The sequence below is a fragment of the Caballeronia calidae genome, from assembly GCF_900044055.2.
In the GTDB taxonomy this organism is placed as follows: Bacteria; Pseudomonadota; Gammaproteobacteria; order Burkholderiales; family Burkholderiaceae; genus Caballeronia; species Caballeronia calidae.
Genome location: NZ_FCOX02000022.1, coordinates 1 through 25,959, shown reverse-complemented (window position 1 = coordinate 25,959; position 25,959 = coordinate 1). Strand labels below are relative to the sequence as shown.

The 25,959-nt window shown below is 64.3% G+C and carries 22 protein-coding genes and 3 pseudogenes; 13 read left to right on the top strand and 12 right to left on the bottom strand.

Going from position 1 to position 25,959, the window contains the following annotated elements; translation table 11 throughout:
- Nucleotides 1-16 precede the first annotated feature (16 nt).
- On the bottom strand, nucleotides 17-1,003 hold the full coding sequence (locus AWB78_RS20420; RefSeq protein ID WP_232477766.1) for a glycoside hydrolase family protein: 987 nt from the start codon (nucleotides 1,001-1,003) through the stop codon (nucleotides 17-19).
- Between AWB78_RS20420 and AWB78_RS20415 the strand changes: the two genes are divergently transcribed.
- Nucleotides 972-1,250 (top strand): hypothetical protein, encoded by a 279-nt coding sequence (locus tag AWB78_RS20415; protein ID WP_062607518.1) that lies wholly within the window; start codon nucleotides 972-974, stop codon nucleotides 1,248-1,250. The two genes, AWB78_RS20420 and AWB78_RS20415, sit on opposite strands and share 32 nt — an antisense overlap.
- A gap of 335 nt (nucleotides 1,251-1,585) precedes the next feature.
- Here AWB78_RS20415 and AWB78_RS20410 read toward each other — a convergent pair whose 3' ends face one another.
- The 4 genes from AWB78_RS20410 to AWB78_RS20395 are packed head-to-tail and all read right to left on the bottom strand — an operon-like array spanning nucleotide 1,586 to nucleotide 5,226.
- Entirely contained in the window at nucleotides 1,586-2,311 is a 726-nt protein-coding gene (locus AWB78_RS20410) for a FadR/GntR family transcriptional regulator (protein WP_062607516.1), read from the bottom strand.
- 19 nt (nucleotides 2,312-2,330) lie between these two features.
- A complete protein-coding gene (locus AWB78_RS20405; RefSeq protein ID WP_062607514.1) occupies nucleotides 2,331-3,107 on the bottom strand; it encodes an ATP-binding cassette domain-containing protein in 777 nt (258 codons plus the stop codon).
- The gene (locus tag AWB78_RS20400) at nucleotides 3,107-4,117 is read right to left on the bottom strand and encodes an ABC transporter permease (protein WP_062607512.1); all 1,011 of its coding nucleotides are present in this window, start codon (nucleotides 4,115-4,117) and stop codon (nucleotides 3,107-3,109) included. Before AWB78_RS20400 ends, AWB78_RS20405 begins: the two co-directional genes overlap by 1 nt.
- Nucleotides 4,117-5,226 carry a sugar ABC transporter substrate-binding protein gene (locus AWB78_RS20395; RefSeq protein ID WP_062607510.1) on the bottom strand — a complete coding sequence of 370 codons (1,110 nt, stop codon included), beginning with the start codon at nucleotides 5,224-5,226 and terminating at the stop codon, nucleotides 4,117-4,119. Before AWB78_RS20395 ends, AWB78_RS20400 begins: the two co-directional genes overlap by 1 nt.
- A gap of 330 nt (nucleotides 5,227-5,556) precedes the next feature.
- Here AWB78_RS20395 and AWB78_RS20390 point away from each other — a divergent pair, with 330 nt between their 5' ends.
- Nucleotides 5,557-7,305 (top strand): IlvD/Edd family dehydratase, encoded by a 1,749-nt coding sequence (locus AWB78_RS20390; RefSeq protein ID WP_062607508.1) that lies wholly within the window; start codon nucleotides 5,557-5,559, stop codon nucleotides 7,303-7,305.
- A gap of 4 nt (nucleotides 7,306-7,309) precedes the next feature.
- Here AWB78_RS20390 and AWB78_RS20385 read toward each other — a convergent pair whose 3' ends face one another.
- On the bottom strand, nucleotides 7,310-8,230 hold the full coding sequence (locus AWB78_RS20385; RefSeq protein WP_062607506.1) for a DMT family transporter: 921 nt from the start codon (nucleotides 8,228-8,230) through the stop codon (nucleotides 7,310-7,312).
- Nucleotides 8,231-8,353: 123 nt separating this feature from the next.
- Here AWB78_RS20385 and AWB78_RS20380 point away from each other — a divergent pair, with 123 nt between their 5' ends.
- The gene (locus AWB78_RS20380; RefSeq protein ID WP_062607504.1) at nucleotides 8,354-9,214 is read left to right on the top strand and encodes a class I SAM-dependent methyltransferase; all 861 of its coding nucleotides are present in this window, start codon (nucleotides 8,354-8,356) and stop codon (nucleotides 9,212-9,214) included.
- A 32-nt stretch (nucleotides 9,215-9,246) separates the two neighbouring features.
- Here the strand turns inward: AWB78_RS20380 and AWB78_RS20375 are convergent, their stop codons facing one another.
- Nucleotides 9,247-10,026, bottom strand: coding sequence for a DeoR/GlpR family DNA-binding transcription regulator (locus AWB78_RS20375; RefSeq protein WP_062607502.1), 780 nt, complete (start codon nucleotides 10,024-10,026; stop codon nucleotides 9,247-9,249).
- A gap of 216 nt (nucleotides 10,027-10,242) precedes the next feature.
- Between AWB78_RS20375 and AWB78_RS20370 the strand changes: the two are divergent.
- A pseudogene (locus AWB78_RS20370) lies at nucleotides 10,243-10,719 on the top strand (FGGY family carbohydrate kinase); the annotation flags it as partial.
- A 46-nt stretch (nucleotides 10,720-10,765) separates the two neighbouring features.
- Nucleotides 10,766-12,328, top strand: a complete 1,563-nt coding sequence (locus AWB78_RS20365; protein ID WP_062607499.1) for a glycerol-3-phosphate dehydrogenase/oxidase — start codon at nucleotides 10,766-10,768, stop codon at nucleotides 12,326-12,328.
- Between the two features lie 45 nt (nucleotides 12,329-12,373).
- Here AWB78_RS20365 and AWB78_RS48400 read toward each other — a convergent pair.
- A pseudogene (locus AWB78_RS48400) lies at nucleotides 12,374-12,564 on the bottom strand (porin); the annotation flags it as partial.
- A gap of 136 nt (nucleotides 12,565-12,700) precedes the next feature.
- On the opposite strand from AWB78_RS48400, the gene AWB78_RS20360 reads away from it, so the two are divergent.
- From AWB78_RS20360 to AWB78_RS20335, 6 genes are all read left to right on the top strand, one after another.
- On the top strand, nucleotides 12,701-13,249 hold the full coding sequence (locus tag AWB78_RS20360; protein ID WP_232477765.1) for a zinc-binding dehydrogenase: 549 nt from the start codon (nucleotides 12,701-12,703) through the stop codon (nucleotides 13,247-13,249).
- Between the two features lie 244 nt (nucleotides 13,250-13,493).
- Nucleotides 13,494-14,498 carry an AraC family transcriptional regulator gene (locus tag AWB78_RS20355; RefSeq protein WP_198399309.1) on the top strand — a complete coding sequence of 335 codons (1,005 nt, stop codon included), beginning with the start codon at nucleotides 13,494-13,496 and terminating at the stop codon, nucleotides 14,496-14,498.
- Between the two features lie 175 nt (nucleotides 14,499-14,673).
- The gene (locus AWB78_RS20350; protein ID WP_062607497.1) at nucleotides 14,674-16,476 is read left to right on the top strand and encodes an acyl-CoA dehydrogenase; all 1,803 of its coding nucleotides are present in this window, start codon (nucleotides 14,674-14,676) and stop codon (nucleotides 16,474-16,476) included.
- Nucleotides 16,477-16,509: 33 nt separating this feature from the next.
- Entirely contained in the window at nucleotides 16,510-18,207 is a 1,698-nt protein-coding gene (locus AWB78_RS20345) for an electron transfer flavoprotein-ubiquinone oxidoreductase (RefSeq protein ID WP_096031817.1), read from the top strand.
- Between the two features lie 40 nt (nucleotides 18,208-18,247).
- Nucleotides 18,248-19,444 (top strand): beta-ketothiolase BktB, encoded by a 1,197-nt coding sequence (gene bktB, locus AWB78_RS20340; RefSeq protein WP_062607495.1) that lies wholly within the window; start codon nucleotides 18,248-18,250, stop codon nucleotides 19,442-19,444.
- 17 nt (nucleotides 19,445-19,461) lie between these two features.
- Nucleotides 19,462-20,316, top strand: a complete 855-nt coding sequence (locus AWB78_RS20335) for a 3-hydroxybutyryl-CoA dehydrogenase (RefSeq protein WP_062607493.1) — start codon at nucleotides 19,462-19,464, stop codon at nucleotides 20,314-20,316.
- Between the two features lie 94 nt (nucleotides 20,317-20,410).
- Here the strand turns inward: AWB78_RS20335 and AWB78_RS20330 are convergent, their stop codons facing one another.
- Nucleotides 20,411-20,776 carry a Rieske (2Fe-2S) protein gene (locus tag AWB78_RS20330; protein ID WP_062607656.1) on the bottom strand — a complete coding sequence of 122 codons (366 nt, stop codon included), beginning with the start codon at nucleotides 20,774-20,776 and terminating at the stop codon, nucleotides 20,411-20,413.
- Nucleotides 20,777-21,099: 323 nt separating this feature from the next.
- On the opposite strand from AWB78_RS20330, the gene AWB78_RS20325 reads away from it, so the two are divergent.
- Both AWB78_RS20325 and AWB78_RS20320 read left to right on the top strand, forming a co-directional pair.
- A complete protein-coding gene (locus AWB78_RS20325; protein WP_062607491.1) occupies nucleotides 21,100-21,351 on the top strand; it encodes a hypothetical protein in 252 nt (83 codons plus the stop codon).
- Between the two features lie 53 nt (nucleotides 21,352-21,404).
- Nucleotides 21,405-21,653 carry a hypothetical protein gene (locus tag AWB78_RS20320; RefSeq protein WP_157697580.1) on the top strand — a complete coding sequence of 83 codons (249 nt, stop codon included), beginning with the start codon at nucleotides 21,405-21,407 and terminating at the stop codon, nucleotides 21,651-21,653.
- Between the two features lie 63 nt (nucleotides 21,654-21,716).
- On the opposite strand, the gene prpF is transcribed toward AWB78_RS20320, so the two are convergent.
- The 3 genes and pseudogenes from prpF to AWB78_RS43660 all read right to left on the bottom strand — a co-directional run.
- Nucleotides 21,717-22,910 (bottom strand): 2-methylaconitate cis-trans isomerase PrpF, encoded by a 1,194-nt coding sequence (gene prpF, locus AWB78_RS20315; protein ID WP_062607487.1) that lies wholly within the window; start codon nucleotides 22,908-22,910, stop codon nucleotides 21,717-21,719.
- 56 nt (nucleotides 22,911-22,966) lie between these two features.
- On the bottom strand, nucleotides 22,967-25,564 hold the full coding sequence (gene acnD / locus AWB78_RS20310) for a Fe/S-dependent 2-methylisocitrate dehydratase AcnD (protein ID WP_062607485.1): 2,598 nt from the start codon (nucleotides 25,562-25,564) through the stop codon (nucleotides 22,967-22,969).
- A 275-nt stretch (nucleotides 25,565-25,839) separates the two neighbouring features.
- Nucleotides 25,840-25,959 (bottom strand): annotated as a pseudogene (locus tag AWB78_RS43660) (2-methylcitrate synthase); the annotation flags it as partial.

Sequence of the window (25,959 nt, the reverse complement as noted above, 5' to 3'; positions counted from 1 at the left end):
CACCCGCCGTCGCCGCTTACATCGGATGCGCCGCGACGAAACTCTTGAACGCGCTGTAGGCGGGCTTCGGCGTGAGGCCGTCGAACTTCAGAAGCCCGAACGCGCCTTCGCCGTAGACGGGATCGTCGTCGTACAGCTCGTAAGCCTGAATCGACTCGATGTCATACGTCGATGCGAGCGCGACGAACTGCGCCATCATCGTGTTGCCGACCATATACGCCGCGATCTGCTGATCGGTGCCGTAGTTCGGGCGCACGCCGAATTCGTTGATCCAGATCGGCTTGCCGAGCGCGTGGAGCGCGGCGAGCACGTTATGACATCCGGTGCCGCCGCACGCATTCGTGATGTCGCCCTGCTCCGAGTACCAGTGCCACGCGGTGATGTCCCAGTCGACGACCGGATGACCAATGCTGTTGTCCGGCTCCATGCCCGCCGCGAGCATCTGCGCGAAGCCGTAATGCAGCCACGTGCCGCCGCCCATGATGATCTTGCCCGAGGTGTCGACGGACTTGATGCCCGCGATCATGCCGCGAATCACGCCGCGCAATATCCTGAACTTCACGAGATCGTATTGCTCCGGATAGATGCCGTCGACATTGCCGGTGAGTATCTCCGATTCCATCTCGTTCGTGACCTCGTAATACGGATAGCGCCGCGAGGTCGCGGTCTGTTGCCCGAGCGCGAAGCCGGCGTTATAGCCTTCGGTTTCGTCGTTGAAGGTATTGATGTTCATGAGCATCACCGGATACACGGTGATGCCGCCCGCTGCCATCGTCTGCGCGATGCCTGCGAGCTTGTTGGCAGTGCCCGCGCTATACACCTCATTGCGATAGAGCTTCGCGCCGAGATCCTGCAATTGCGAAAGCTGCAGGGCGGGACTGGAGATGTCGTAGGCGCCGCCTTCGTTGTTGTGGCCGTTCACGCCGTAGAAGAGCCGCGCGGGTTGAGACGGCGCGATCGTGCCGGTGTCGATGACCGGGCTGCTCGCACCGTTCGACGGCACGCTCACAGAGCCAGTGTCGGAAGAGGCGGGGCTCGTCGTCGTCTTCGAGGTTCCGTTGCCGGACGCAGGAGCCGTCGTCGTAACGGACACGGCGGATGCGGATGCGGATGCACTGCCGCTGCGCGCGGCGTCGGTGGACGATGCGCTGCCCGTGCCATCACTGCCGCCGCCACCGCCGCCGCATGCCGCAAGCAAGACGCTCATCGAGGCCGCAAGAGTGGCGGCTTTGAAGGAACGCGAAGATTGAAATCCCGGCTTGCCGGTGCGATTCAAGTTCATCATGTCGATGCGCACTACTTGATGGTCAATTTCCATGTCCACGAAGTAGGCGCACGTTCCGCAAGTCTTCCAAGGAAGACGGACGGACCGATGGCGGACCTTCATCCCGCGAAAAGCGCAAGGACGTATGGAATGCTCGTCGAAAGAACCCCGTGAGCCGCACAAAGGACGATGCCGCCGGAGGCAAGGGGTGAAGAGAAGACCGCGTCGACGCCGGTCTCAATAGGGTTTACGGCAGGGAGGGGCGAGACTTGAGCGAAGCCTGCGCAAGCAAACGTTACGACGGCGCCGATCCGGGAAGTCTTACGGCTCCAGCGCGGCGCCGCCGAGGATCGTGTTCGCGTCGGCGCGTGCATTGTCGAGCTGCACGACGCTCGCCTGACGCGCCGCGAGCGCGTCGCGGTTCGCGATGGCCGTGAAGATCGCCTTGTGACGCGGCAGCGACAGTGCGTGCGTGTTCGGATGGCGGCTCGTGAGCTTGATCGATTCGGAGAGCGCGAGCGACAGCATGTTGCCGATATACGCGAGCATGTCGTTATGCGTCGCCGTCATGATCGCGCGATGAAACGCCAGATCGGGATCGAGCAGATCGGCGGCGGTCTTTGCGCTTTCCATGCGTTCATACGCGGCGCCGATGCACGCGATGTCGTCGTCGCTGGCGGAGATGGCCGCGAGCGCGGCGGCGGCGGGCTCGATGATCTGGCGCACCGTCATCAGCGAGCGGAAGAACTCGCCTTCGGGAAGATGGCTGATGGTCCACACGAGCACATCGGGGTCGAGCATGTGCCATTCGTCGCGCGCACGCACGACGCTGCCCACGCGCGGCTTCGATACCACGAGCCCCTTCGCGGCGAGCACGCGCGTCGCTTCGCGCAGCACCGGACGGCTCACGCCATAGGTTTCGCAGAGCGTGGGCTCGGCGGGCAGACGCTCGCCCGGCTTGATTGCACCGCTCACGATCCGCATGCCGAGCTCCTGCACGATGCGTCCGTGCATGCTCTTGCGTTGCCTGGGGTTGCGGTAATCCATGATGCGGCTCGAACGACGTCTAGTTTGCGGTCGTCGCGCGCATCGCCCGATATTCCCGCCTCACGATATCCATCAGCTCCGCGACCGATGTATTCGCGCTGCGCTGCTCGTACGTCACGCGGCCGCGCTGCATCAACATGATGCGATCCGCGATATCGAGCGTCTGCGCATAGTTGTGCATGATCATGATGATCGAGAGCCCGCCTTTCTCCTTCAGGCGCATCACGAGATCGATGATGAGCGCGGCTTCGCGCGCGCCCATCGCGGCGAGCGGTTCATCGAGCAGCAGGATCTTCGCGTTCGAATGCACCGCACGCGCGACAGCGATGGCCTGACGTTGCCCGCCGGACAGGCGCTCTACGGGAAGATCGACCGAAGGCACGTGCACGCCGATATCGTCGAGACATTGCGCGGCGCGCTCGCGCATCTGCTTGTGATCGACGAGCCGCAAGATGCGGGCAGGCCCGCGCCGCACGATCTCGCGATTGAGAAACATGTTGTGGTAGATCGACAGCGAATTCGCGAGCGCGAGGTCCTGATAGACGCATTCGATGCCGAGCGCGCGCGCATGATCGACCGACTTGAGCAGCGTCTCCTCGCCGTGTACGTGCAGTGTGCCGCTCGTCTGCTGATGAAAGCCGGTCAGGATTTTCACGAGCGTCGATTTGCCCGCGCCGTTGTCGCCGAGAATGCCGAGGATTTCGCCCTTGCCTAGCGTGAGCGAGACGCCATCGAGCGCCGTGACGGCGCCGAAGCGCTTCACGAGGTTGTCGCCGCGTAGAGCGAGATCGTTCATCACCGTGCTCCTCTGCGGCGAATGCGCCCGACGTGGATGTTGAAGATCATCGCGGCGAGAATCGCGGCGCCGAGAATGATGTTGAACGTGAAGGCGTTGATGCCGATGAGCGTGAAGCCGTCGCTGAGAATGCCGAGCACGGCCGCGCCGAGCAAACCGCCGACGATCGTGCCCGAGCCGCCCGTCAACGGCGTGCCGCCGATCACGGCAGCGGCGACGGCAAGAAACATGATCTGGTTGCCGCCCGCTTGCGGATCGATCGACGTGATGCGAAAGCTTTCGAGTATCCCGGTGAAGCCCGCGAGCACGGCGGCAAGGACGAAGTTACCGAGCCGCAGCCGGTTCACGTGGATGCCCGCCTCGCTCGCGCCGAGCGGGTTCGCGCCCGCCGCCTGCGTATGCAGGCCCCAGCGCGTGTGCCGCAGCAGCACGTGCATCACGAACGCGATCGCCGCCGTCCAGATGATTTCGCTGTAGCCCCATGCGCCCATTACGGCGGCGAGTCCGGGCGAGCCGGGCGTCGCCGCCGGCGTGCCGCGCGAAACGGTCAGCGTGATGCCATTGATGAGAAAGAGCGTGCCGAGCGTCGTCACGAACGAAGGCAGGCGCAAATACACCGTCACCGCCCCGTTCACGAAGCCGATGATCGCGGCGGCTATAAGTCCCGCGACCACCGCGAGCCACATCGGCGCGCCCGCATCGTTCGCGAAGACCATCATGAACGGCGCGAACGCGAACACCATGCCCGCCGACAGATCGATATCGCCGCCGATCATCAGCATGATCTCGCCGAACGCGATGATCGCGACCGGCGCGACATACTGCGAAAGATTGACGAGGCTCGCGTTGCTGAGCAGGAAGTCGTGATTGACGAACTGAAAGTACGCCGCGAGCAGCACGGCGACGAGCAGGATGCGCAACTCGGGCGCCCAATGCGACACCCACGCGCCGCGCGGATTGTCGATCCGCGCGGGCGCCGCTGCTTTACGAGGTTCGTTCACCGTGTTCATCAGGACTTGATCGCGCCTTTCATCGGCACGATTTGCGGCTTGGTGGTCTTGCCTTCATAACGCGTCGATGTATTGAGGTACGGCTCGACGGTCTCCTTCGTCACGAACTTGAGACCCGTGTTGATGTTCGCCGGCCCGACGAGCCCGCCCGACGCGAGGAACACGAACGCCTCCATCACCGTGTAGAAGCCCTGCACGTACGGCTGCTGGTCGATGGTGAAATCGAGGAAGCCTTCGTGAATGAGCTGGATGGTTTGCGGCAAGAGATCGAAGCCGCCGCCATGCACGCCCTTCGACGGCAGGTTCGATTCCTTCATCACCTGCGCGACGCCCTGCGTGCTGCCGGCATCGACGGCGAACATGCCTTTCAGGTCCTGATGGCCGAGATAGAACGACTTGATCTTCGAAAGCTCTTCATTGACGGTCGCGCCGGTGGCCACGGTCTGAATGTCGATCTTCTTGCCCGACTTCTTGATCGCATCGCTTGCGCCGTCGAGACGCGGCTGGATGTTCAGCTGCCCCGGCGTCGCGATGAAAAGCGCGACCATGCCGCTGTCGATCAGGCTCACGATGCGCTCGCCCATCTGATAGCCCGACAGATACAGATCCTGTCCGATATACGCGAGCCGCGGATTGCTCTTGCCGCGCGGCGCGTCCGCGTTGTAAGCGAATACGGGAATGCCCGCGTCGAGCGCGGCCTGAATCGGCTTGTCGAACGCGTTGGGATCGACGATCGGCACGGCGATCGCATCGGCTTTCGCGGCGATCGCGGAGTTCACCGCGCGCACCATTTCGCCCGCATCGGACGTGGCCGAGCCGGTCCATTGATAGTCCATGCCGAACATCGCGCACGCATCCTGAATGCCGTATTGCGTCGGCACGAAGAACGGATTCGTCGTGACGTGATTGACGAAGACGATCTTCCATTTCTTGTGCTGCGGGAACGCCGCTTCGGCCGCCTGTGCGGTCGAGATCAGGCCGCCTCCGCCGGCCACGCCGCCCAGCAGCGACAATGCGGCGCCCAGCCCCGCGCCCTGCATGAGGCCGCGCCGGCCCGAACTGATGAGGCTGCCGCCGTCTTTTGCATCGTCATCCCGATTCTGCGCCATGACTTCCTCCGGTCTCTTCTTCGTTGGTCGATGGGGTCGACTCATCGTCGATCACGTTCAGATACTGGGTTTCACGGCACGTCATCCGCACGCGGCTTTCATCGACGAAAGATGCAGGCGTGACAGATGACGATGCGAGCAGTGTGCGAGAGGGGCGATTCGAGAGCGCGGCGTTTTGAACTAGTAATTGGGATATGCGAAGTCCGCGCGTCGACTTCAATAGACAAACTATATGCACGACGTTTTGACGTTTCGATTAGCGTTTTCCCGGTACGCGCCCTCCATATAGTCATGCTATTTATAGGTCTTTCTCACACAGTGAGCAAAACCATGAGCGCCCCGGAATCCAAACGTAAGCTTCGTTCGGCAGCATGGTTCGGCACCGCCGACAAGAACGGCTTCATGTATCGAAGCTGGATGAAGAATCAGGGCATTCCGGATCACGAGTTCGCGGGCAAACCGATCATCGGCATATGTAATACGTGGTCCGAACTAACGCCGTGCAATTCGCACTTTCGCAAGCTCGCCGAGCACGTGAAGCGCGGCGTGTTCGAAGCGGGCGGCTTTCCCGTCGAGTTTCCGGTGTTCTCGAACGGCGAATCGAACCTGCGGCCCACCGCGATGTTCACGCGCAATCTCGCGAGCATGGACGTCGAGGAAGCGATACGCGGCAATCCCGTCGATGCGGTCGTGCTGCTCGTCGGTTGCGACAAGACCACGCCCGCGCTCCTGATGGGCGCGGCGAGCTGCGATGTGCCGGCGATCGTCGTCTCCGGCGGCCCGATGCTGAACGGCAAGCACGAAGGGCGCGACATCGGCTCGGGCACGGTCGTGTGGCAACTCAGCGAGCAGGTGAAGGCGGGCAAGATCTCGATACACGAGTTCATGTCGGCGGAAGCGGGCATGTCGCGCTCGACGGGCACCTGCAACACGATGGGCACCGCGTCGACGATGGCGTGCATGGCCGAATCGCTTGGCGTCACGCTGCCGCACAACGCGGCGATCCCTGCCGTCGATTCGCGCCGTTACGTGCTCGCGCATCTGTCGGGCATGCGCATCGTCGAGATGGCGCTGGAAGACTTGCGTCTCTCGAAGCTGCTCACGCGCGAGGCGTTCGAGAATGCGATCCGCACCAACGCGGCGATCGGCGGCTCGACGAATGCGGCGATCCATCTGAAGGCGATCGCGGGGCGCATCGGCGTGAAGCTGGAGCTCGATGACTGGACGCGCATCGGGCGCGGCACGCCGACGCTCGTCGATCTTCAACCTTCAGGACGCTTCCTGATGGAGGAGTTTTATTACGCAGGCGGCTTGCCCGCAGTGCTGCGGCGTCTGGGCGAAGCGAACCTGATTCCGCATCCGGATGCGCTGACCGCGAACGGCCGCACGCTCTGGGAGAACGTGAAGGACGCGCCGCTTTATAACGACGAAGTGATTCGCCCGATCGACAAGCCGCTCGTCGCGGATGGCGGATTGTGCGTATTGCGCGGCAATCTCGCGCCGAGCGGCGCGGTGTTGAAACCATCGGCGGCGACGGCGGCGCTGTTGAAGCATCGCGGCCGCGCGGTCGTCTTCGAGGACTTCGACGATTACAAGCGTCGTATTGCCGATCCCGATCTCGATGTCACGAAGGACTCCGTGCTCGTGATGAAGAACTGCGGGCCGAAGGGTTATCCGGGCATGGCGGAAGTCGGCAACATGGGCCTGCCGCCGAAGCTGCTCGCGCAAGGCGTGACGGACATGGTGCGCGTGTCGGATGCGCGCATGAGCGGCACGGCGTATGGCACCGTCGTGCTGCATGTCGCGCCCGAGGCGCGCGCGGGCGGGCCGCTTGCCATCGTGCGCGATGGCGACTGGATCGAGCTCGATTGCGACAAGGGCCTGCTGCGCATCGACATCGGCGACGATGAAATCCGCACGCGCCTCGATGCGTGGGCCGCGGCGCGCACCGAGATTCCCGAGGATCGCACCGGCTATCGCAAGCTATATGTCGAGCATGTGCTGCAGGCCGACGAAGGATGCGACTTCGACTTTCTCGTCGGCTGCCGTGGCGCGGACGTGCCGAAGCATTCGCATTGAAGCGTCATTTGCGCGGCGTCCATGTGGCGATCGCGACGCCGAGCACCGCGACGCCCATCGCCCACCATGCGGCTGCCGGCAGCACTTCGCCGAGGAACACGTAGGACAGCACGGCGGCCGCGGGCGGCACGAAGAAGAACAGCGACGCCACTTGCGACACCTTGCCCGCGCGCGTCATTGCGAGCAGCAGCGTGATGGCGATCAGCGAATTGCCGATGACGAGATACGCGAGCGTCGCGATGAACGTCGGCGTCCATTGCACTTGCGTGTGCTCGAAGAGAAGCGCCATGGGCGCGCAGAACACGAAGCCGACGCTGTATTGCACGAGATTCGATGTCAGCGGATCCTGCGTCGTGCCCAGGCGCTTTTCATAGAGCATCGCGCCCGTGATGCCGATGAGCGCGCCGATCGCGAGCAGCACCGGCCCGAGCGACTCCGCGTGCAGCGGCCCGCGCGCGACGATCACGCCCGCCGCGCCCGCGAGACCGAGCAGCAGGCCGGTCCAGCGCCGCGCGCCGATCCGTTCGCCGACGAACTTCGGTGCGAGCACGCCGACGAGAATCGGCTGCAGGGACACGATCAACGCGAGCACGGAAGTCGCGATGCCTGCCGTCATCGACAGATAGCTGAGCCCGAAGTACATCACCTGCACGAGAAAGCCGACGACGACGAGATGAAGCCACGCGCGCGCATTGCGCGGCCATTGCGGGCGCCTGACCACGCACACGGCGAGCAGCACGCCGACGCTCAATGCGAAGCGTATCGACAGGAACGTGAGCGGCGATGCGTAGTGCAGCCCGGTCTTCGCAATCGGAAACCCGGCGGACCAGAGCAACAGGAACACGAAGGGGCCGACGGTCGTGAGCCAGCGCCGTTCGCTTGTGCGTTCTTCTTCGTTGCGGTCGATGTGCGGCGCTTGCGCCATGTTCGCGTCCTCGTGCTCGTTTGCCGGTTCGTTTGCTCGTGCAACGAAAGTACCTGATTGTAGTGTTCGGGACGATATCGACGAAGTGTGAGACATTCCCGGCTTTAGCCTGGACATCGAGCCATGAACGACAAGACGAATGCAGCACCGGACAGCACGGCCGCGCGTGTCGCGATGTGGCGCGCGCTGCATGTCGAAGCCGATGCATCGCCGCATGTACTGGAAGACCGCATCGGTCTTCAGTTGCTCGCGCCCGAAGCGAACTGGCGCGAGCGCGGCGACATGAACCCGCAGTTCACGCGGCCGTTTCGTGCATCGATCGTCGCGCGGGCGCGCTTCATCGAAGATCTCGTCGTGGAGCAGCTCGATCGCGGCGTCGCGCAATATGTCATCCTCGGCGCGGGTCTCGACAGCTTCGCGCAGCGCAGGCCGGAGATCGCGTCGCGCCTGACTATCTTCGAAGTCGATCCGCCGGGGCCGCAGGCATGGAAGCGCCGGCGTCTCGTGGAACTCGGTTATGGCGTGCCGGACTGGCTGCGCTTCGTGCCGGTGGATTTCGAAGCGGGCGAATCATGGCGCGAGAAACTCGTGATGAACGGCTTCGATGAAAGCAGGCCGGCTATCGTCGTTTCGACGGGCGTCAGCATGTATCTCACGAAGGAAGCGAACGCCGGCACGTTGCGTGAAGTCGCAGGCTTTGCATCGGGATCGATCTTCGCGATGACGTTTCTGCTTCCGCTCGAACTCGCGGACCCTGAAGTGCGTCCCGGACTGGAGATGGCGGAGAAGGGCGCGCGTGCGAGCGGCACGCCGTTCATCAGCTTCTTCAGGCCCGCGGAGATTCAGGCGCTGGCGCTCGATGCCGGATTCCAGGACGCGCGACATGTGTCGGCGGCGGATCTGACGCAACGTTACTTCGCTGATCGCACCGATGGGCTGCGTCCGCCGGAGAATGCGGAAGAGCTACTGGTAGCGACAGCCTGACCAGCCATGCCCAAGGACGGCACGCCGATCACTCAGCCCTGATCAGCCACGCGCACCGCGACATCAGCCGCCGCAAGACCCTCGGCCATCCATTCCGGCGGCGGCGCATCGGTAAAAAGCGCATCGATCTGACTGAGATGCCCGAGCTTCACGAGCGCGGCGCGGCCGAACTTCGAATGATCTGCGACGAGAAACACGGTGCGCGACTGCTCGATGATCGCCTGCGCCACGCGCACTTCGGCGATATCGAAATCCCTGAGCGTGCCGTCCTCCTCGATGCTCGAAATGCCGATGATCCCGAAGTCCACCTTGAACATCCGGATGAAGTCGACGGCCTGCTCGCCCACGACGCCCTTATCCCGTGCGCGCACCTTGCCGCCCGCGACCATCAGCTCCGCATCCGACTCGTCCGCGAGAATGGCCGCCACGTTCAGGTTGTTCGTGATGACGCGCAGCCCCGTGTGCTGACGCAATGCGCGCGCGACTTCCTCGGTCGTCGTGCCGAGATTGATGAACAGCGTCGCGTGATTCGGAATCTCCGACGCGACGAGCTTCGCGATGCGCCGTTTCTCGTCGAGAAACATCTGCTGCCGCGCGGCATAGGCGGCGTTCTCGGAACTCGTCAGCGCGCTCGCACCGCCGTGATAGCGGCGCAGCAGGTTCTGATCGGACAGCCAGTTGACGTCGCGCCGGATGGTCTGCGGCGTGACCTGGAATTGCGCGGCGAGATCGTCGATGGTCGCGAAGCCGTCCCGGGCGACGCGGTCCAGCAGCGCCCGCTGCCTGCCGTTCAGTGCATGGTCGGATGTCATCAGCTTGAGCGGAATCGCAAAAAAATGAAAATTGCCGGATGCGCGCAGTGTACGACGATAGCATGCCTCCGACCAACGACGGCGCGTGAATTAGAACGGCTGGAGACCGCACCGCCGCCATCTTTGCGTCATCGGCACGCGGTGCTAGGATGATTGAAAACGAATATCATGATTCGTTTTCGAACATGACTTGAACCGGCTGTCTGGAGTGGCGGAATGAGCCAGCGACGTTTTATCCTTGCCCTCGACCAGGGAACGACCAGTTCCCGCGCGATGCTCTTCGCCCGTTCGGGCAGCGTGATCGCCAGCGCGCAGCGGGAGTTCGCGCAGCATTATCCGTCGCCCGGCTGGGTCGAACATGATCCCGGCGATATCTGGCGCTCGCAACTGGCCGTCGCGCACGAAGTCATGCGCAACGCGGGCGCGCAGGCGTCGGAGATCGCGGCGATCGGCATCGCGAACCAGCGCGAAACCACGCTGCTCTGGGACCGGCAGACGGGCGCGCCGGTGGTGCCGGCGATCGTCTGGCAGGACCGGCGCACCGCGGCGCACTGCGCGCGGCTGATAGAAAGCGGTGCGCAGGCGGTCATCGAGCGCAAGACCGGTCTGCGCATCGATCCATATTTCTCGGCGACCAGGCTCGCGTGGCTGCTCGACAGCGCGCCCGGCCTGCGCGCGCGGGCGCGTCGCGGCCGCGCGTGGGAGCGCCCCGCCGAACACGCTGTCTGCACGGACTGACATGCAAACGAGAACACCCCCTCACCGGGCGGCGCTGCTGCGCGAAGTCGATCAGACGCCGCTCTTCGATGTCGTCGTGATCGGCGGCGGTGCGAGCGGCCTCGGCACGGCCGTCGATGCCGCATCGCGCGGCTATCGAACCCTGCTGCTGGAAGCGCGCGACTTCGCGAAGGGCACGTCGAGCAAGGCGACCAAACTCGTGCACGGCGGCGTGCGCTATCTCGCGCAGGGCAATATTCCGCTCGTTCGCGAAGCGCTGCGCGAGCGCGGCCTGCTCGCGCGCAACGCGTCGCATCTGGTGCGTGCGCTCGGCTTCATCGTCCCGGCATACAAGCTCGGCGACAAGCTGATGTACGGCGCGGGCCTCAAGTTATATGACTGGCTCGCGGGTTCGCTGAACCTGAGCGCAAGCCGCAGCCTCGGCCTTGCGGAAACGCGCGCGAGGTCGCCGATGCTCGCCGAGAGCCTGCACGGGCACGCATTGCGCGGCGGCACGCTCTATTTCGACGGCCAGTTCGACGACGCGCGCCTCGCCATCGCGCTGATGCGCACGCTGTTCGATCTCGGCGGCGTCGCGCTGAACAACGCCGCCGTGCGCGGCGTCGAACTCGATCGCACCACGGGACATCATCGGCTCGCGGTGGAAGACGCCGAAACCGGCGACCGCTTCACGGTGAGCGCGCGCTGCGTCGTCAATGCGACGGGCGTCTGGGTCGATTCGATCCGCGCGATGGCCGAGCCGGGCGCCCGCCCGATCGTCGCGCCGAGCCAGGGCGTGCATCTGACCTTGCCGGGCCGCTTCCTGCGCAGCGAAAGCGCGATTCTCGTGCCGAAGACGACGGACGGCCGCGTGCTCTTCGTGGTGCCGTGGCACGGGCATACGATCGTCGGCACGACGGACACGCCGCGCGACGACCTGCCGCTCGACCCGCGCGCGAGCGACGAGGATATCGACTTCATCCTCGCGACGGCCGCGGATTATCTGTCCGTCAAGCCGACGCGCGACGATGTCCTGAGCGTGTGGGCCGGCCTTCGTCCGCTCGTGAAAAGCGACGGCAGCGCATCGACCGCGTCGCTGTCGCGCGAGCATACGATCGAAATCAACGCGACCGGCATGATCACCGTGACGGGCGGCAAGTGGACGACGTACCGGCTGATGGCGCAGCAGGTGATCGATCTCGCCGTGACGAAGCGGCTGCTGCCCGCCGCGCCGTGCCGCACGGCGTCGTTGCCGCTGCATGGATCGACGGCCGAGCAGCACGGCCATTACGGTTCGGACGCGCCGTTCATCGAACGGTTGCCGGGCGCGGAGAACATGCTCGTGCGTGCGAGCGGGCTGACCGAGGCGCAGACGCGCTTCGCGGTGCGGGCCGAACTCGCGCGCTGTGTGGAAGATGTGCTGGCGCGGCGCAATCGCGCGCTGTTTCTGGATGCCGCCGCTGCGCGCCGCGCCGCGCCGGAGGTCGCGCGAATCATTGCGGAGGAACTCGGCAAATCCGCGCAGTGGCAATCCGACGAGGCTGCGCGCTTCGACGCGTTCGCGCAAACCTGGATGCTTCGATAGTGTCGCCGGCGAGGCGCGAGCAGCGCCTCGCCGGCCGCAACCGCATCAGAATGCGTGGCGGATGCCGACCATCGCGACGAACTGCGAAGGCCCCGACGATGGCGTCCCGTTCTGCGAGTCGCCGACGACAGCCACGGCATCCGCGATCGCCGTGCCGCCCGCGCCAGCGACTGGCCGCGCGCGTGCTGATACGCCTGCAGCGCATAGAAGGTCGTGCGAGAAGAAAGGCTGTAGGTTTACGATGCCGTGAGCGTCATTCCAACCCTGGACATGTCGCGTTGCCCGACCTACGGCGAAGTGATCAACATTCCCGCCAGGTACGTTGTAAAGCATCCGGCGCGATTGACGTTCGAGCAGGCCGCTGCATCGTGGATGCAGTACGTCACCGCTTGGGGGGCGCTGATCGCACAGGGCAAACTGAGCGCTGACGATTTCGTCATTGTGTCGGCGGCATCGAGCAGCGTTGGCATCGCCGCGATTCAGATCGCGCGAAGCGTCGGCGCTACCGTGATTGCCACGACAGAAGAGGACCTGGCGACCCGAGTCAGAGACATCACGAACGGAAAGGCGGCTCGCGTCGTGTTCGATCCGATCGGCGGCCCGGCAATCGCTCAGCTTGCGGAGTGCATGTCGTTCGGCGGCATCCTTCTCGAATACGGCGCGCTGAGCACGGACGAGGGGACGTTTCCTCAGTTCGCTCTGCTCGGCAAATGTCTGACCTTCAAGGGCTATCTCTACATCGAGGTCACGAGCAGTGACGAACTGCTCGAACGTGCGAAGGCGTTCATCAATGAGAAGCTCGAGTCGGGTGCTCTCGTTCCTCTTATTTCGCGGACCTTCGAGTTCGATGAGATTCGGGAAGCAACGCGGTTCCTGGAATCGAACGAGCAAGTCGGGAAGATCGTCGTGACGGTGGACTGAAGCGGGCGCCCCGCGCGCGCCGTGATGCCGTTCGCCTACAACTGCATTCTCAATGTCGTCCCTATCCAGATCGAGTTGGTGATCGGCGTCCGGCATGATCCGCGCATCTGAGCGACGGCGAATCGACAAGCTGGTGGGACGAGGTCACGGCGGAGGCGGCGCAGGTCGCCTGTGCGAGGATGTGAATCGAGGGACCGATGTGACAAAATCGGCCGCGAGTTCTCCATCCCGCACGGTTCTTGACATGAGACCGCTCTCTGCCACCGTACCCATTTCCGTCGTGAATGGTTTCCTTTCGGGCGCCGACCGCGCCGCGGTCGTCCGGTTGGCGGAGCATTCCGGCATTCCGCATGAATTGCTCAGCATGCCGGCCGCGCGGGTCACGCAGGAGCAGTTTTCGACGCTCTACCGTCTGCTCGCGATGGAGCTCGATGACGAAATGCCGGGCATCTTCGCGCGTCCGCTGCGCAACGGCACGCTCAAGTTCCTCTGTCTGAGCCTGCTCGACGCGCCACGGCTCGAGGTCGCGTTACATCGCTTCGGACAGTTCTTTCATCTGGTCCTGGATGAATTCCAGCTCGTGTCGCGTCGCGAAGGACGCTATGCGACCGTCGAGTTCGTGGCGAATCCGCATGGGCCGGAGGCAAGCCCGCTCGCGCGGGAATTGGTGCTGAAGCTGGTGCACGGGGTGGCGTCGTGGCTCATACGCGAGAAGATTCCACTGGTCGAGGCGGCGTTCCAGTTCTTGCGTCCCGCGCAGACCGGCGATCTGCTTTACCTCTTTCCGGGCCCCGTGCGTTTTGGGCGCGATCGCACGTTCATCGCCTTCGATGCGGCCTATCTCGACCGCCGCATCCGGCAGCGGAAATCGGATCTCGACGCCTTCCTTCAGCGCGCGCCGGAGGATTGGATCTTCGTGTCCTTCACCGAAGAGATGGTGTGTCACCGGGTGCGGCAATGCATCGCAGGCGGCCTGCCGACGACACCGACGGTCGATGCCGTCGCGCAGGAACTGAACTACTCGGCGCGGACGCTGTGCCGCCGTCTCGAAGCGGAGGGAACGACCTTTCAGGCGATCAAGGACGAGGTGCGCCGCGACATTGCGATCCAGCGGCTCACCCGTTCCGACGATGCCATCGCGGCGATTGCCTTCGACGTCGGGTTCGACAATCCGACCGCGTTCCATCGGGCGTTCCGGCACTGGACCGGCAGCACGCCCACGGCGTACAGACAGAGAAAAGACGAGTAAATCCCGGACGGACCGGGCGATCCGCCAACGATCCGTTTTTGGCAGGTTTTGTCAGTGAAAGGGCGGATTCCGGTAACGATGAAACCGGGTGACGTTGATACCATGCATCGCAACATATCAACGTTTTCCGCCGCAGCGCGACTTTCCTCTGATCGCTGGGCGCCAGGAGTTATCGATGAGTTACACGCCCCCCGTCAAGGAAATGATGTTCGTCATGGAAGAGCTGGCAGATATTGCAAGCGTCAGCCAGCTTCCGGGTCTTGCGGATTCGAATGCGGATACGGCGCAAGCCATCCTCGACGAAGGCGCGAAGCTGGCTGCCGAAGTCATCGCGCCGTTGAACGCAGCGGGCGACCAGCGGCCGAGCGAATGGCGCGACGGCACGGTCACCGCGACGGCCGGCTTCGGCGACGCCTATCGCCAATACACGGAAGGCGGCTGGCAAGGCATCAGCCATCCGGCGGAATTCGGCGGACAGGGGCTGGCGAAGCTGGTCGCGTCGCCGTGCATCGAGATGCTGAACGCGTCCAACCTGTCGTTCGCGCTGTGCCCGCTGCTTACCGACGGCGCCATCGAGGCGTTGCTGATCGCGGGCTCGGATGAACTGAAGGCGCGCTATCTGCCGAAGCTGATTGCGGGCGAGTGGACGGGCACGATGAACCTGACCGAGCCGCAGGCGGGCTCCGACCTGTCGCTCGTGCGCTCGCGTGCCGAGCGGCAGGACGACGGATCGTACAAGGTGTCCGGCACCAAGATCTTCATCACCTGGGGCGAGCACGACATGGCCGAGAACATCGTCCATCTCGTGCTGGCCCGCACGCCGGACGCGCCGGAGGGCGTGAAGGGCATTTCGCTGTTCGTCGTGCCCAAGTTTCTGGTGAACGAGGACGGCAGTCTCGGCGCGCGCAACGACGTGCACTGCGTGTCGATCGAACACAAGCTCGGCATCAAGGCGAGCCCGACCGCCGTGCTTCAGTATGGCGACAACGGCGGCGCAACCGGCTACCTCGTAGGCGAGGAAAACCGCGGCCTCGAATACATGTTCATCATGATGAACGCCGCGCGCTTCGGCGTGAGCCTGCAGGGCATCGCGCTGTCCGACGCGGCTTATCAGAAGGCGGCCGTCTACGCGCAGGAACGCATCCAGAGCCGCCCCGTCGATGGCTCGGGCGCGCAAGCCGTCGCGATCATCCGGCATCCGGACGTGCGGCGCATGCTCGGCACGATGCGCGCCATGACCGAAGGCGCGCGTGCGCTGGCCTATGTCGCCGCCGCGCATGCCGACATCGCGCATCATCACGGCGATGGCGAAACCCGCGCACGGCATCTGGCGATCCACGAATTCCTCGTGCCGGTCGTGAAAGGCTGGAGCACCGAGATGGCGATCGACGTCACCAGCCTCGGCGTGCAGGTGCACGGCGGGATGGGTTTCATCGAAGAAACCGGCGCGGCGCAGTTCTATCGCGATGCACGCATCCTGTCGATCTATGAAGGCACGACGGCGATCCAGGCCAACGATCTCGTCGGCCGCAAGACGATGCGCGACGGCGGCGCGGCCGCGCATGCGCTGCTGAAGGAGATCGACGACACGCTCGCTGCGTTGCAGACAGTCGATGCAGGCGACGCCGCGCGCGTATTCGACGCGATGCACCATCGTCTCTCCGAAGGACGCGACGCGCTCGCGAACGTCATCGCGTATGTGCTCGAAACGGCCAAGCGTGACCCGCGTGCGGTGTTTGGCGGCAGCGTGCTGTATCTGAAGCTCGCGGGGATCGTGCTGTCGGGCTGGCAGATGGCTCGCGCGCTGCTCGCCGCGCAACGCAAGCGCGCCGAGGATCCGCAGTTCTACGGCGCGAAGATCGCGACCGCGCACTGCTTCTCCGAATACGTGCTGACGCAGGCGCGCGGCCTGGAGACGGCCATCGTGTCCGCACGCGGCGACGATCCGCTGTTCGCACTGAGCGACGCGCAATTCTGACGCGTACGCGTACTCGAGATCGATGGAGGCAGCATGACGTCGGCAACGGCAGGGACACTCGCGCCCGAAAACTGGATCGAGCAATACGGTCCGCGTGAATCGATGGACTACGACGTGGTGATCGTCGGCGGCGGCCCCGCCGGACTGTCCGCCGCGATTCGCCTGAAGCAGCGTGCGGCGGAAGAGGGCGTCGAGCTTGGCGTCTGCGTGCTGGAGAAAGGCTCGGAGATCGGCGCGCATATCGTGTCGGGCGCCGTCATGGACCCGCGCGCGCTCGATGAACTCATTCCCGACTGGAAAGCGCTCGGCGCGCCGCTCGATGTCTCCGTGACCGAGGACCGCTTTCTGTTCCTGTCGGAAACCGGCGCGCGGGCCGTGCCGAACTGGGCGCTGCCGGACAACTTCAAGAACCATGGCAACTACGTCATCAGCCTCGCGAACGTGACGCGCTGGCTGGGTCAGCAGGCCGAAGCGCTCGGCGTCGAGATCTTCGCGGGCTTTGCCGCGGCCGAAGTGCTGTATCACGATGACGGCTCGGTCAAGGGCGTCTCGACGGGCAACATGGGCGTGGGCCGTGACGGCCAGCCCACCGATGCCTTCCAGCTCGGCATGGAACTTCACGCGAAGTACACGCTTTTCTGCGAAGGCGCGCGCGGCCATCTCGGCCGGCAACTGTCGGAACGCTTCGGCTTGCGCGACGGCGTCGATCCGCAGGTGTACGGCCTCGGCATCAAGGAACTCTGGGAGATCGATCCAGCGAAGCACAAGCCTGGCCTCGTGATTCACACGGCGGGCTGGCCGCTCGACAGCGACACGTACGGCGGCTCGTTCCTCTATCACCTCGACAACAATCAGGTGATGGTCGGCTTCGTCGTCGGCCTCGGCTATTCGAATCCGTATCTCTCGCCCTTCGAGGAATTTCAGCGCTACAAGACACATCCGGCGATCCGCACCTTCCTCGAAGGCGGCAAGCGCGTGTCGTATGGCGCGCGAGCGATCGCGGCAGGCGGTCTGATGTCGTTGCCGAAGCTGGTGTTTCCGGGCGGCGCGCTCGTCGGCGATGACGCGGGCTTTCTCAACGCATCGCGCATCAAGGGTTCGCATGCGGCGCTCAAAACGGGCATGCTCGCCGCCGATGCCGCGTTCGACGCGTTGCAGGCCGGCCGTCGGTCGGATGAACTCGCGGCCTATCCGGAATCGTTCAAAGGTTCCTGGCTGCACGACGAACTGCACAAGGCGCGCAACTTCAAGCAATGGATGGGCAAGGGCCTCTACCTCGGCACGCTGATGGTCGGCATCGAGCAGAAGCTGCTGGGCGGCAAGGTGCCGTGGACGCTGCATCACCGGCATGCGGATCACGAGACGCTCCGGCCCGCCGCGCAATGTACGCCGATCGCGTATCCGAAACCCGACGGCAAGCTGAGCTTCGACCGGCTCTCGTCCGTGTTCATCTCGAACACCAATCACGCGGAGGACCAGCCCGTGCACCTGACGCTCAGGGATGCGAGCGTGCCGGTCGCCGTCAATCTGCGCACCTACGCGGGGCCGGAAGCGCGCTTCTGTCCGGCGGGCGTGTACGAATTCGTCAAGGGCGATGCAGAGGAAGACCGCTTGCAGATCAATGCGCAGAACTGCGTGCACTGCAAGACATGCGATATCAAGGACCCGACGCAGAACATCGTATGGGTGACGCCGGAAGGTGGCGGCGGACCCAACTATCCGAACATGTAACCGGCACTGCGCAGACGCGCAGACGAACAGGAGCGACTCGATGGGCGAAGCAATGCGTGAAGTAGTGGTAGTGAGCGGCGTGCGGACTGCAATCGGCGACTTCGGCGGCAGCCTGAAGGACTTCTCTCCGACCGAACTGGGCGCGATGGTCGTGCGCGAAACGCTTCAGCGCGCGAACGTAACGGGCGATGACATCGGTCACGTGGTGTTCGGCAATGTCGTCCACACGGAGCCGAAGGACATGTATCTCGCGCGCGTCGCGGCGATCAACGGCGGCGTCGCGCAGCACGTGCCGGCGCTGACGGTGAACCGCCTGTGCGGCTCGGGCCTGCAGGCCGTGGTCTCCGCCGCGCAGACGATCATGCTGGGCGACGCGGACATCGCCATCGGCGGCGGCGCGGAGACCATGAGCCGCGCGCTGTACGCGCTGCCGGGCGCGCGTTTCGGGCAGCGCATGGGCGATGGAAGGCTCGTCGACATGATGCTCGGCGCGTTGCACGACCCGTTCCAGACGATTCATATGGGCGTGACGGCAGAGAACGTCGCGCGCAAGTACGGCATCACTCGCGAAGCGCAGGACGCGCTCGCGCTCGAATCGCATCGGCGCGCGGAACGTGCGATCGCGGAAGGGCGCTTTCGCGACCAGATCCTGCCGATCACCGTGCGCGCGAAGAAAGGCGAAGCCGTGTTCGACACCGACGAGCACGTGCGCCACGACGCGAGCGACAGCGATTTTTCGACGCTGAAGCCGGTGTTCGTCAAGGAGAACGGCACGGTGACGGCGGGCAACGCATCGGGCATCAACGACGCAGCGGCGGCCGTGCTGCTGATGGAGCGCGGCGAGGCCGAGCGGCGCGGCGCGAAGCCGCTGGCACGGCTCGTGTCCTACGCGCATGCAGGTGTCGATCCCGCCTACATGGGCATCGGCCCGGTGCCGGCGACGCGCAAGGCGCTCGAGCGCGCCGGTCTCGACGTCGCGCAACTCGATGTGATCGAGGCCAACGAGGCATTCGCCGCACAGGCCTGCGCGGTGACGAACGAGCTGGGACTGGACCCGGCCAGGGTCAATCCGAACGGTTCGGGCATTTCGCTCGGGCATCCGGTCGGTGCGACCGGCGCGCTGATCACCGTCAAGGCGCTTTACGAACTGAAGCGTATCGGCGGCCGGTATGCGCTCGTCACCATGTGCATCGGCGGCGGTCAGGGCATCGCGGCGATCTTCGAAAACCTTCAGTGACCCACGGAGGGACAGGCATGAACATCGAATCGATGGGTGTCATCGGCGCGGGCACGATGGGCAGCGGCATTGCGCAGACCGCCGCCGTCGCGGGGCTTCGCGTCGTGATGATCGACGTCACCGACGCTGCGCTCGGCAAGGGTCGCGCGGCGGTCAAGGCGAGCCTGGAGCGGCTCGTGTCCAAGGGCAAGCTCGACGCGGCGACGCAAGAGGCCGCGCTCGGGCGCATCGAGACTTCGACGGACTATGCGCGGCTCGCTTCGGCCGATATCGTCATCGAAGCGGCGACCGAGAACGTCGAGCTGAAAGGACGCATTCTGAAGCAGATCGAGGCGGCCGCGCGGCCGGATGCGATCATCGCGACGAACACGTCGTCGATCTCGATCACCGCGCTCGCGGCGCAGCTCGCCGAGCCGTCGCGCTTTCTTGGCATGCACTTCTTCAACCCGGTGCCGATGATGCCGCTCGTCGAGATCATTCGCGGCCTGCAAACCAGCGACGAAACGGCGGCAGCCGTGCGCGCACTGACCGAGCGCTTCGACAAATCGCCGATCGGCGTGCGCAATTCGCCGGGCTTCGTCGTCAATCGCATTCTCGTGCCGATGATCAACGAGGCGTTCTTCGTGCTGCATGAAGGCGTGGCGAGCGCGGCGGAAATCGACGAAGGCATGAAGCTCGGCGCGAACCATCCGATCGGACCGCTCGCACTCGCCGATCTCGTCGGGCTCGATGTGTGTCTGTCCGTGATGGACGTGTTCCTGAAGGACTTCGGCGACCCGAAATACCGCGCGTGTCAGTTGTTGCGCGAACTCGTCGCGGCCGGACGGCTCGGTCGCAAGTCCGGACGCGGGGTGTTCGATTACTCTGCGTAGGCGTGCGCTTCGGTCGATGAGCTTCGACCAAGGCCTTCGCTCGCGAGCGGTCTCGCACATGAGCGCGCCAGTTCTTTGGCGCGCTCAAACCCCATCAGGCTCGCTCCGCCGCGCCTTTGCAGGCCGGCGCCGGCGAAGCTGCTGACGAAGGCTCGTCGATCTGGAGTTCGAGCTTTCCATCGACCGCCTGCACGAGGAAGGTGCCGACACTCAATCCTCCCGGCCCCGGCATGCGTCCCGTCCTCAGATCGAAGCGCAGACCATGCGCGGGACAGCGCAGCACGCAGCCGTCGAGCTGCCCGCTCGCGAGCGACGCGCCCTGATGAGGACACGAATTTTCGATGGCGTGGATGACGCCCTCGATGTTGAAAAGAACGATGCTGCGGCCATCCAAGAAGACGAGCTTGCGCTGGCCGGGCAGGAGTTCGTCGATCGTTCCGACTGGGATTCGGTGTGACATGCGGTTCCTTTGGTCGCGGTCCGTCGGCATCATTACTTCGACGGTTTGCCCTTGATTGCTGCGCATCCTATCGCGTGGGCGTTTCGCGCGCCCCTCTCGCGGTGAGGGGGGAGAGAGGGTCGGAGCGAACAATGGGCGCACGATTCTCCTAGCGATTAGCAGGATCGTCATAACGCGCTCGTCACGACGGCGGTTATCGTGAGTTCTGACTCATACCGCGATGGCGTGATGCATCATCCGCGACGCCGGGCGGTGCGGTCGAGTCATCCCACCGGTCTCGTCGCCGGATCTGCAGGTCGGCAACCCGCATTCAGGAGGTTCGCATGGCAACACTCACCGCGTCATTCGTCAATGGGCATGGTTCGAGCATTCGCTACCAGATCGTCGATACGAGCCGCGACCCCAACTCGCCGCCCGTTCTGTTCGACAACTATCTCGAACCCGATCAGTCCACTGGCGATCTTCAGCTCTATAGCGCCGATGGCGTCTACGCGAGTGTCACGTACTTCCGATCCGACGGCTATAGCGAAGTCAAGCCCGATATCACCGATGGTTCGGCTGTCCGGCTCAACTGAAGTCCTTGCCTGCGGATTCGCGTCCGCGCACGATCTTCGTCAGGGAGGTTCTCATGGCGGATTTAGTCGATATCGACGTTGAAGAGGAAGTGGCGAGCCTGCAATCCGGCGCGCTATCCGATTGGCCCAGCTGGGACTTCTGTCTTCTGTACAACAGTGCCCCATACAAATCGATCAAGCTTGCGGCGCCATCGCCCGAGGCGGCGGCAGACACGATGACTCAGCTCGTCCAGCGTCTGAATGCGATAGCGCAAGGTCTCAACTATCCGCCGCTGTTCGGATGGGCGAGCGGTTGTTGCTAGGGAAGCGGCCACCGGTATGTTCGGACGGCGCCCGCCGTCCGATATCCGCGTTCCCCCTGCGGCTCAATTTGTCGCCGCCGCCGGAGCCCGCACCCAGCCTTCCATGAGCACGCGCGCGCTACGGCTCATGATGGCCTTCTTAACCTGCCATTCGCCATTCGATTCGACCGCTTCCGCACCGACGCGCAACGTACCCGACGGATGGCCGAAGCGCACCGACTGACGCGCGCCGCCGCCCGCCGCGAGATTGACGAGCGTGCCCGGAATCGCCGCCGCCGTGCCGATCGCGACCGCCGCCGTGCCCATCATGGCGTGATGGAGCTTGCCCATCGACAAGGCGCGCACGAGCACATCGACATCGTTCGTGCCGATCCGCTTGCCGCTCGATGCGACATAGTCCGCCGGGGCCGCGACGAACGCGATCTTCGGCGTGTGCTGACGTTTGGCGATTTCATCGAGGCTCTTGATCAGCCCCATGCGCAGCGCGCCATACGCGCGGATGGTCTCGAAGCGTTTCAACGCCGCATCGTCACCGTTGATCGCGTCCTGAAGCTCGGTGCCCGTGTAGCCGATGGCGTCCGCGTTCACGAAGATCGTCGGAATGCCCGCGTTGATCATCGTCGCCTTGAAGGTTCCGACACCCGGCACTTCGAGATCGTCGACGACATTGCCCGTCGGGAACATCGCGCCTTCCGCGCCTTCTTCCTCCGCTGCGGGATCGAGAAACTCGAGCTGCACTTCAGCGGCCGGGAACGTCACGCCGTCCAGCTCGAAATCGCCTGTTTCCTGCACGGCGCCGCCAGTCATCGGCACGTGCGCGATGATCGTCTTGCCGATATTCGCCTGCCAGATGCGCACGGTCGCCATGCCGTTGTCCGGCACGCGTTCCGGATCGACGAGTCCGCCCGTGATCGCGAACGGGCCGACCGCCGCCGACAGATTGCCGCAATTGCCGCTCCAGTCGACGAACGGTTTGTCGATGGAAACCTGGCCGAAGAGATAATCGACGTCATGGTCGGGCCGCGCGCTCTTCGAGACGATGACCGTCTTGCTCGTGCTCGACGTCGCGCCGCCCATGCCGTCGATCTGCTTGCCATAGGGGTCCGGGCTGCCGATGACGCGCAGGAAGAGCGCGTCGCGCGCCGGGCCGGGCACGCGCGCCGCTTCGGGCAAATCGTTCAGGCGAAAGAAGACGCCCTTGCTGGTGCCGCCGCGCATATAGGTCGCGGCGATCTTGATCTGAGGTGCGTGTGCCATGTTGTTTCGAATCCGTTGTTGAAGAAGACGACGCCCCGCGCCGTCTCCGTGCGATATCAGGCCGCCTCTTTCGACGACTCCAGGAAGTCCTGAGCGAAGCGTTGCAGCACGCCGCCGGCTTCGTAGATCGAGACTTCTTCGGCGGTGTCGAGACGGCACGTCACGGGCACTTCGACACGCTCGCCGTTCTTGCGATGGATCACGAGCGTGAGATTTGCGCGCGGCTTGCGCTCGCCGATGACGTCATACGTCTCGGTGCCGTCGATGCCGTAAGTCTGGCGATTCTCACCTGCCTTGAATTCGAGCGGCAACACGCCCATGCCGATCAGATTCGTGCGATGAATGCGCTCGAAGCCTTCCGCGACGATCGCCTCGACGCCCGCGAGCCGCACGCCCTTGGCCGCCCAGTCGCGCGACGAGCCCTGTCCGTAATCCGCGCCCGCGATGATGATGAGCGGCTGCTTGCGCTCCATGTAGGTTTCGATCGCCTCCCACATGCGCGTGACCCGGCCTTCCGGTTCGATGCGCGCGAGCGAGCCGTTCTTCACCTGACCCTCGACGACTGCCATTTCGTTGATGAGCGTCGGATTCGCGAAGGTCGCGCGCTGCGCCGTCAGATGATCGCCGCGATGCGTCGCGTATGAATTGAAGTCTTCTTCGGGCAAGCCCATTTTCGCGAGATATTCGCCCGCCGCGCTGTTCGCGAGAATTGCGTTGGACGGCGAGAGATGGTCCGTCGTGATGTTGTCGCCGAGCACCGCGAGCGGACGCATGCCCTTGAGCGTGCGTTCGCCCGCGAGCGCGCCTTCCCAATACGGCGGGCGGCGAATGTAGGTGCTTTGCGCGCGCCAGTCGTACAGCGGGCTGATCGCTTCGCCGCTCGTTGCGGTCAGCGCGAACATCGGCTCATAGACCTTGCGGAATTGCTCGGGCTTCACGCTCTGTTTGACGATGGCGTCGATTTCCTCGTCGCTCGGCCAGATGTCTTTCAGATAGACAGGCTGGCCGTTTTTGCCGACGCCGAGCGCATCGCGTTCGATGTCGAACCGGATCGTGCCTGCGATCGCATACGCGACGACGAGCGGCGGCGATGCGAGAAACGCCTGCTTCGCATACGGATGAATGCGGCCGTCGAAGTTGCGATTGCCGGAGAGCACGGCGGTCGCGTACAGATCGCGATCAATGATCTCCTGCTGGATGGCGGGATCGAGCGCGCCGGACATGCCGTTGCACGTCGTGCACGCGAACGCGACGATGCCGAAGCCGAGCTGCTCCAGATCGGGCAGCAGATTGGCTTCCTGCAAATACAGTTCGACGGCCTTCGAGCCCGGCGCGAGCGAGGACTTCACCCACGGCTTGCGCGTGAGACCTTGCGCATTCGCATTGCGTGCGAGCAGCGCCGCCGCGATGACGTTGCGCGGATTGCTCGTGTTCGTGCAACTCGTGATGGCAGCGATGATCACCGCGCCGTCCGGCATCTGTCCGGGCACTTCTTCCCATTTGCCGGCGATGCCGCGCGTCGCCAGTTCGGAAACCGGCAGGCGCTTGTGCGGATTCGAGGGGCCTGCCATGTTGCGCACGACCGTCGAGAGATCGAAGCGCAGCACGCGCTCGTATTCGGCGCGCGTCAGCGAATCGGCCCACAGGCCGGCGGTTTTCGCATAGTGCTCGACGAGGCTCACTTGCTTGTCGTCGCGGCCGGTCAGGCGCAGATAGTCGATCGTCTGCTCGTCGATATAGAACATCGCGGCCGTTGCGCCGTATTCCGGCGCCATGTTCGAGATCGTCGCGCGGTCGCCGAGCGTGAGGCTCGATGCGCCTTCGCCGTAGAACTCGAGATACGCGCCGACCACCTTCTCCTTGCGCAGGAATTCGGTGAGCGCGAGCACGATGTCGGTCGCCGTGATGCCGGGCTGCCGCTTGCCGCTCAGTTCGACGCCGACGATATCCGGCAGACGCATCCACGACGCGCGGCCGAGCATCACGTTCTCGGCTTCGAGCCCGCCCACGCCGATCGCGATCACGCCGAGCGCATCGACGTGCGGCGTGTGGCTGTCCGTGCCGACGAGCGTGTCCGGATACGCGATGCCATCGACCGCGTGAATCACGGGCGACATCCGCTCCAGGTTGATCTGATGCATGATCCCGTTGCCCGGCGGAATCACGTCGACATTCTTGAACGCTTTCTTGGTCCAGTTGATGAAGTCGAAGCGATCCTCGTTGCGCCGGTCCTCGATCGCGCGATTCTTCGCGAACGCATCCGGATCGAAGCCGCCGCACTCCACCGCGAGCGAGTGATCGACGATGAGTTGCACGGGCACGACCGGGTTCACTTTCGCGGGATCGCCTCCCTGGTCCGCGATTGCGTCGCGCAGGCCGGCGAGATCGACGAGCGCCGTCTGACCGAGAATGTCGTGACAGACCACGCGTGCGGGGAACCACGGGAAGTCGCGCTCCCGCTTTCTTTCGACGAGTTGCATCAGCGATGCCTCGAGGATCGCCGGATCGCAGCGGCGCACGAGATTTTCAGCCAGCACGCGGGAGGTGTACGGCAGCGTGTCATAAGCGCCGGGCGCGATGGCTTCGACGGCAGCGCGTGCATCGAAGTAGTCGAGCGAGGAGCCGCTCAGGGGTTTGCGGTGTGCAGTATTCATCGCCGTGTCTCGGTCATTGCATGGTCTCTCGGATGCCATGCTCGAAAGTATCGTGGGGCAGACCCATCGGTTTCAAAAGTCGGGCTATCCGGTCGCCACTGGCTTCACCGTTCGGGACGGCTGTGTTGCCAGAGTATCGAATTGCCAGCGGATTTCACTTGCCTGTGGAAAGCATCATGAATTGAAGCATAAAAAGGGGCCCAACTGCCGGATGTGACAGCAGGGCCCAATCCCTCACGTATCTCGCGTATCACGTAGAGGGAACCTGAGCCATTTCACGAACGCTTGGCCAGCGGGACAAACTCGAGGTTCTCAGGACCGGTGTAATTCGCGCTCGGCCGGATGATCTTGTTGTCGATGCGTTGCTCGATGATGTGCGCGGCCCAGCCCGACGT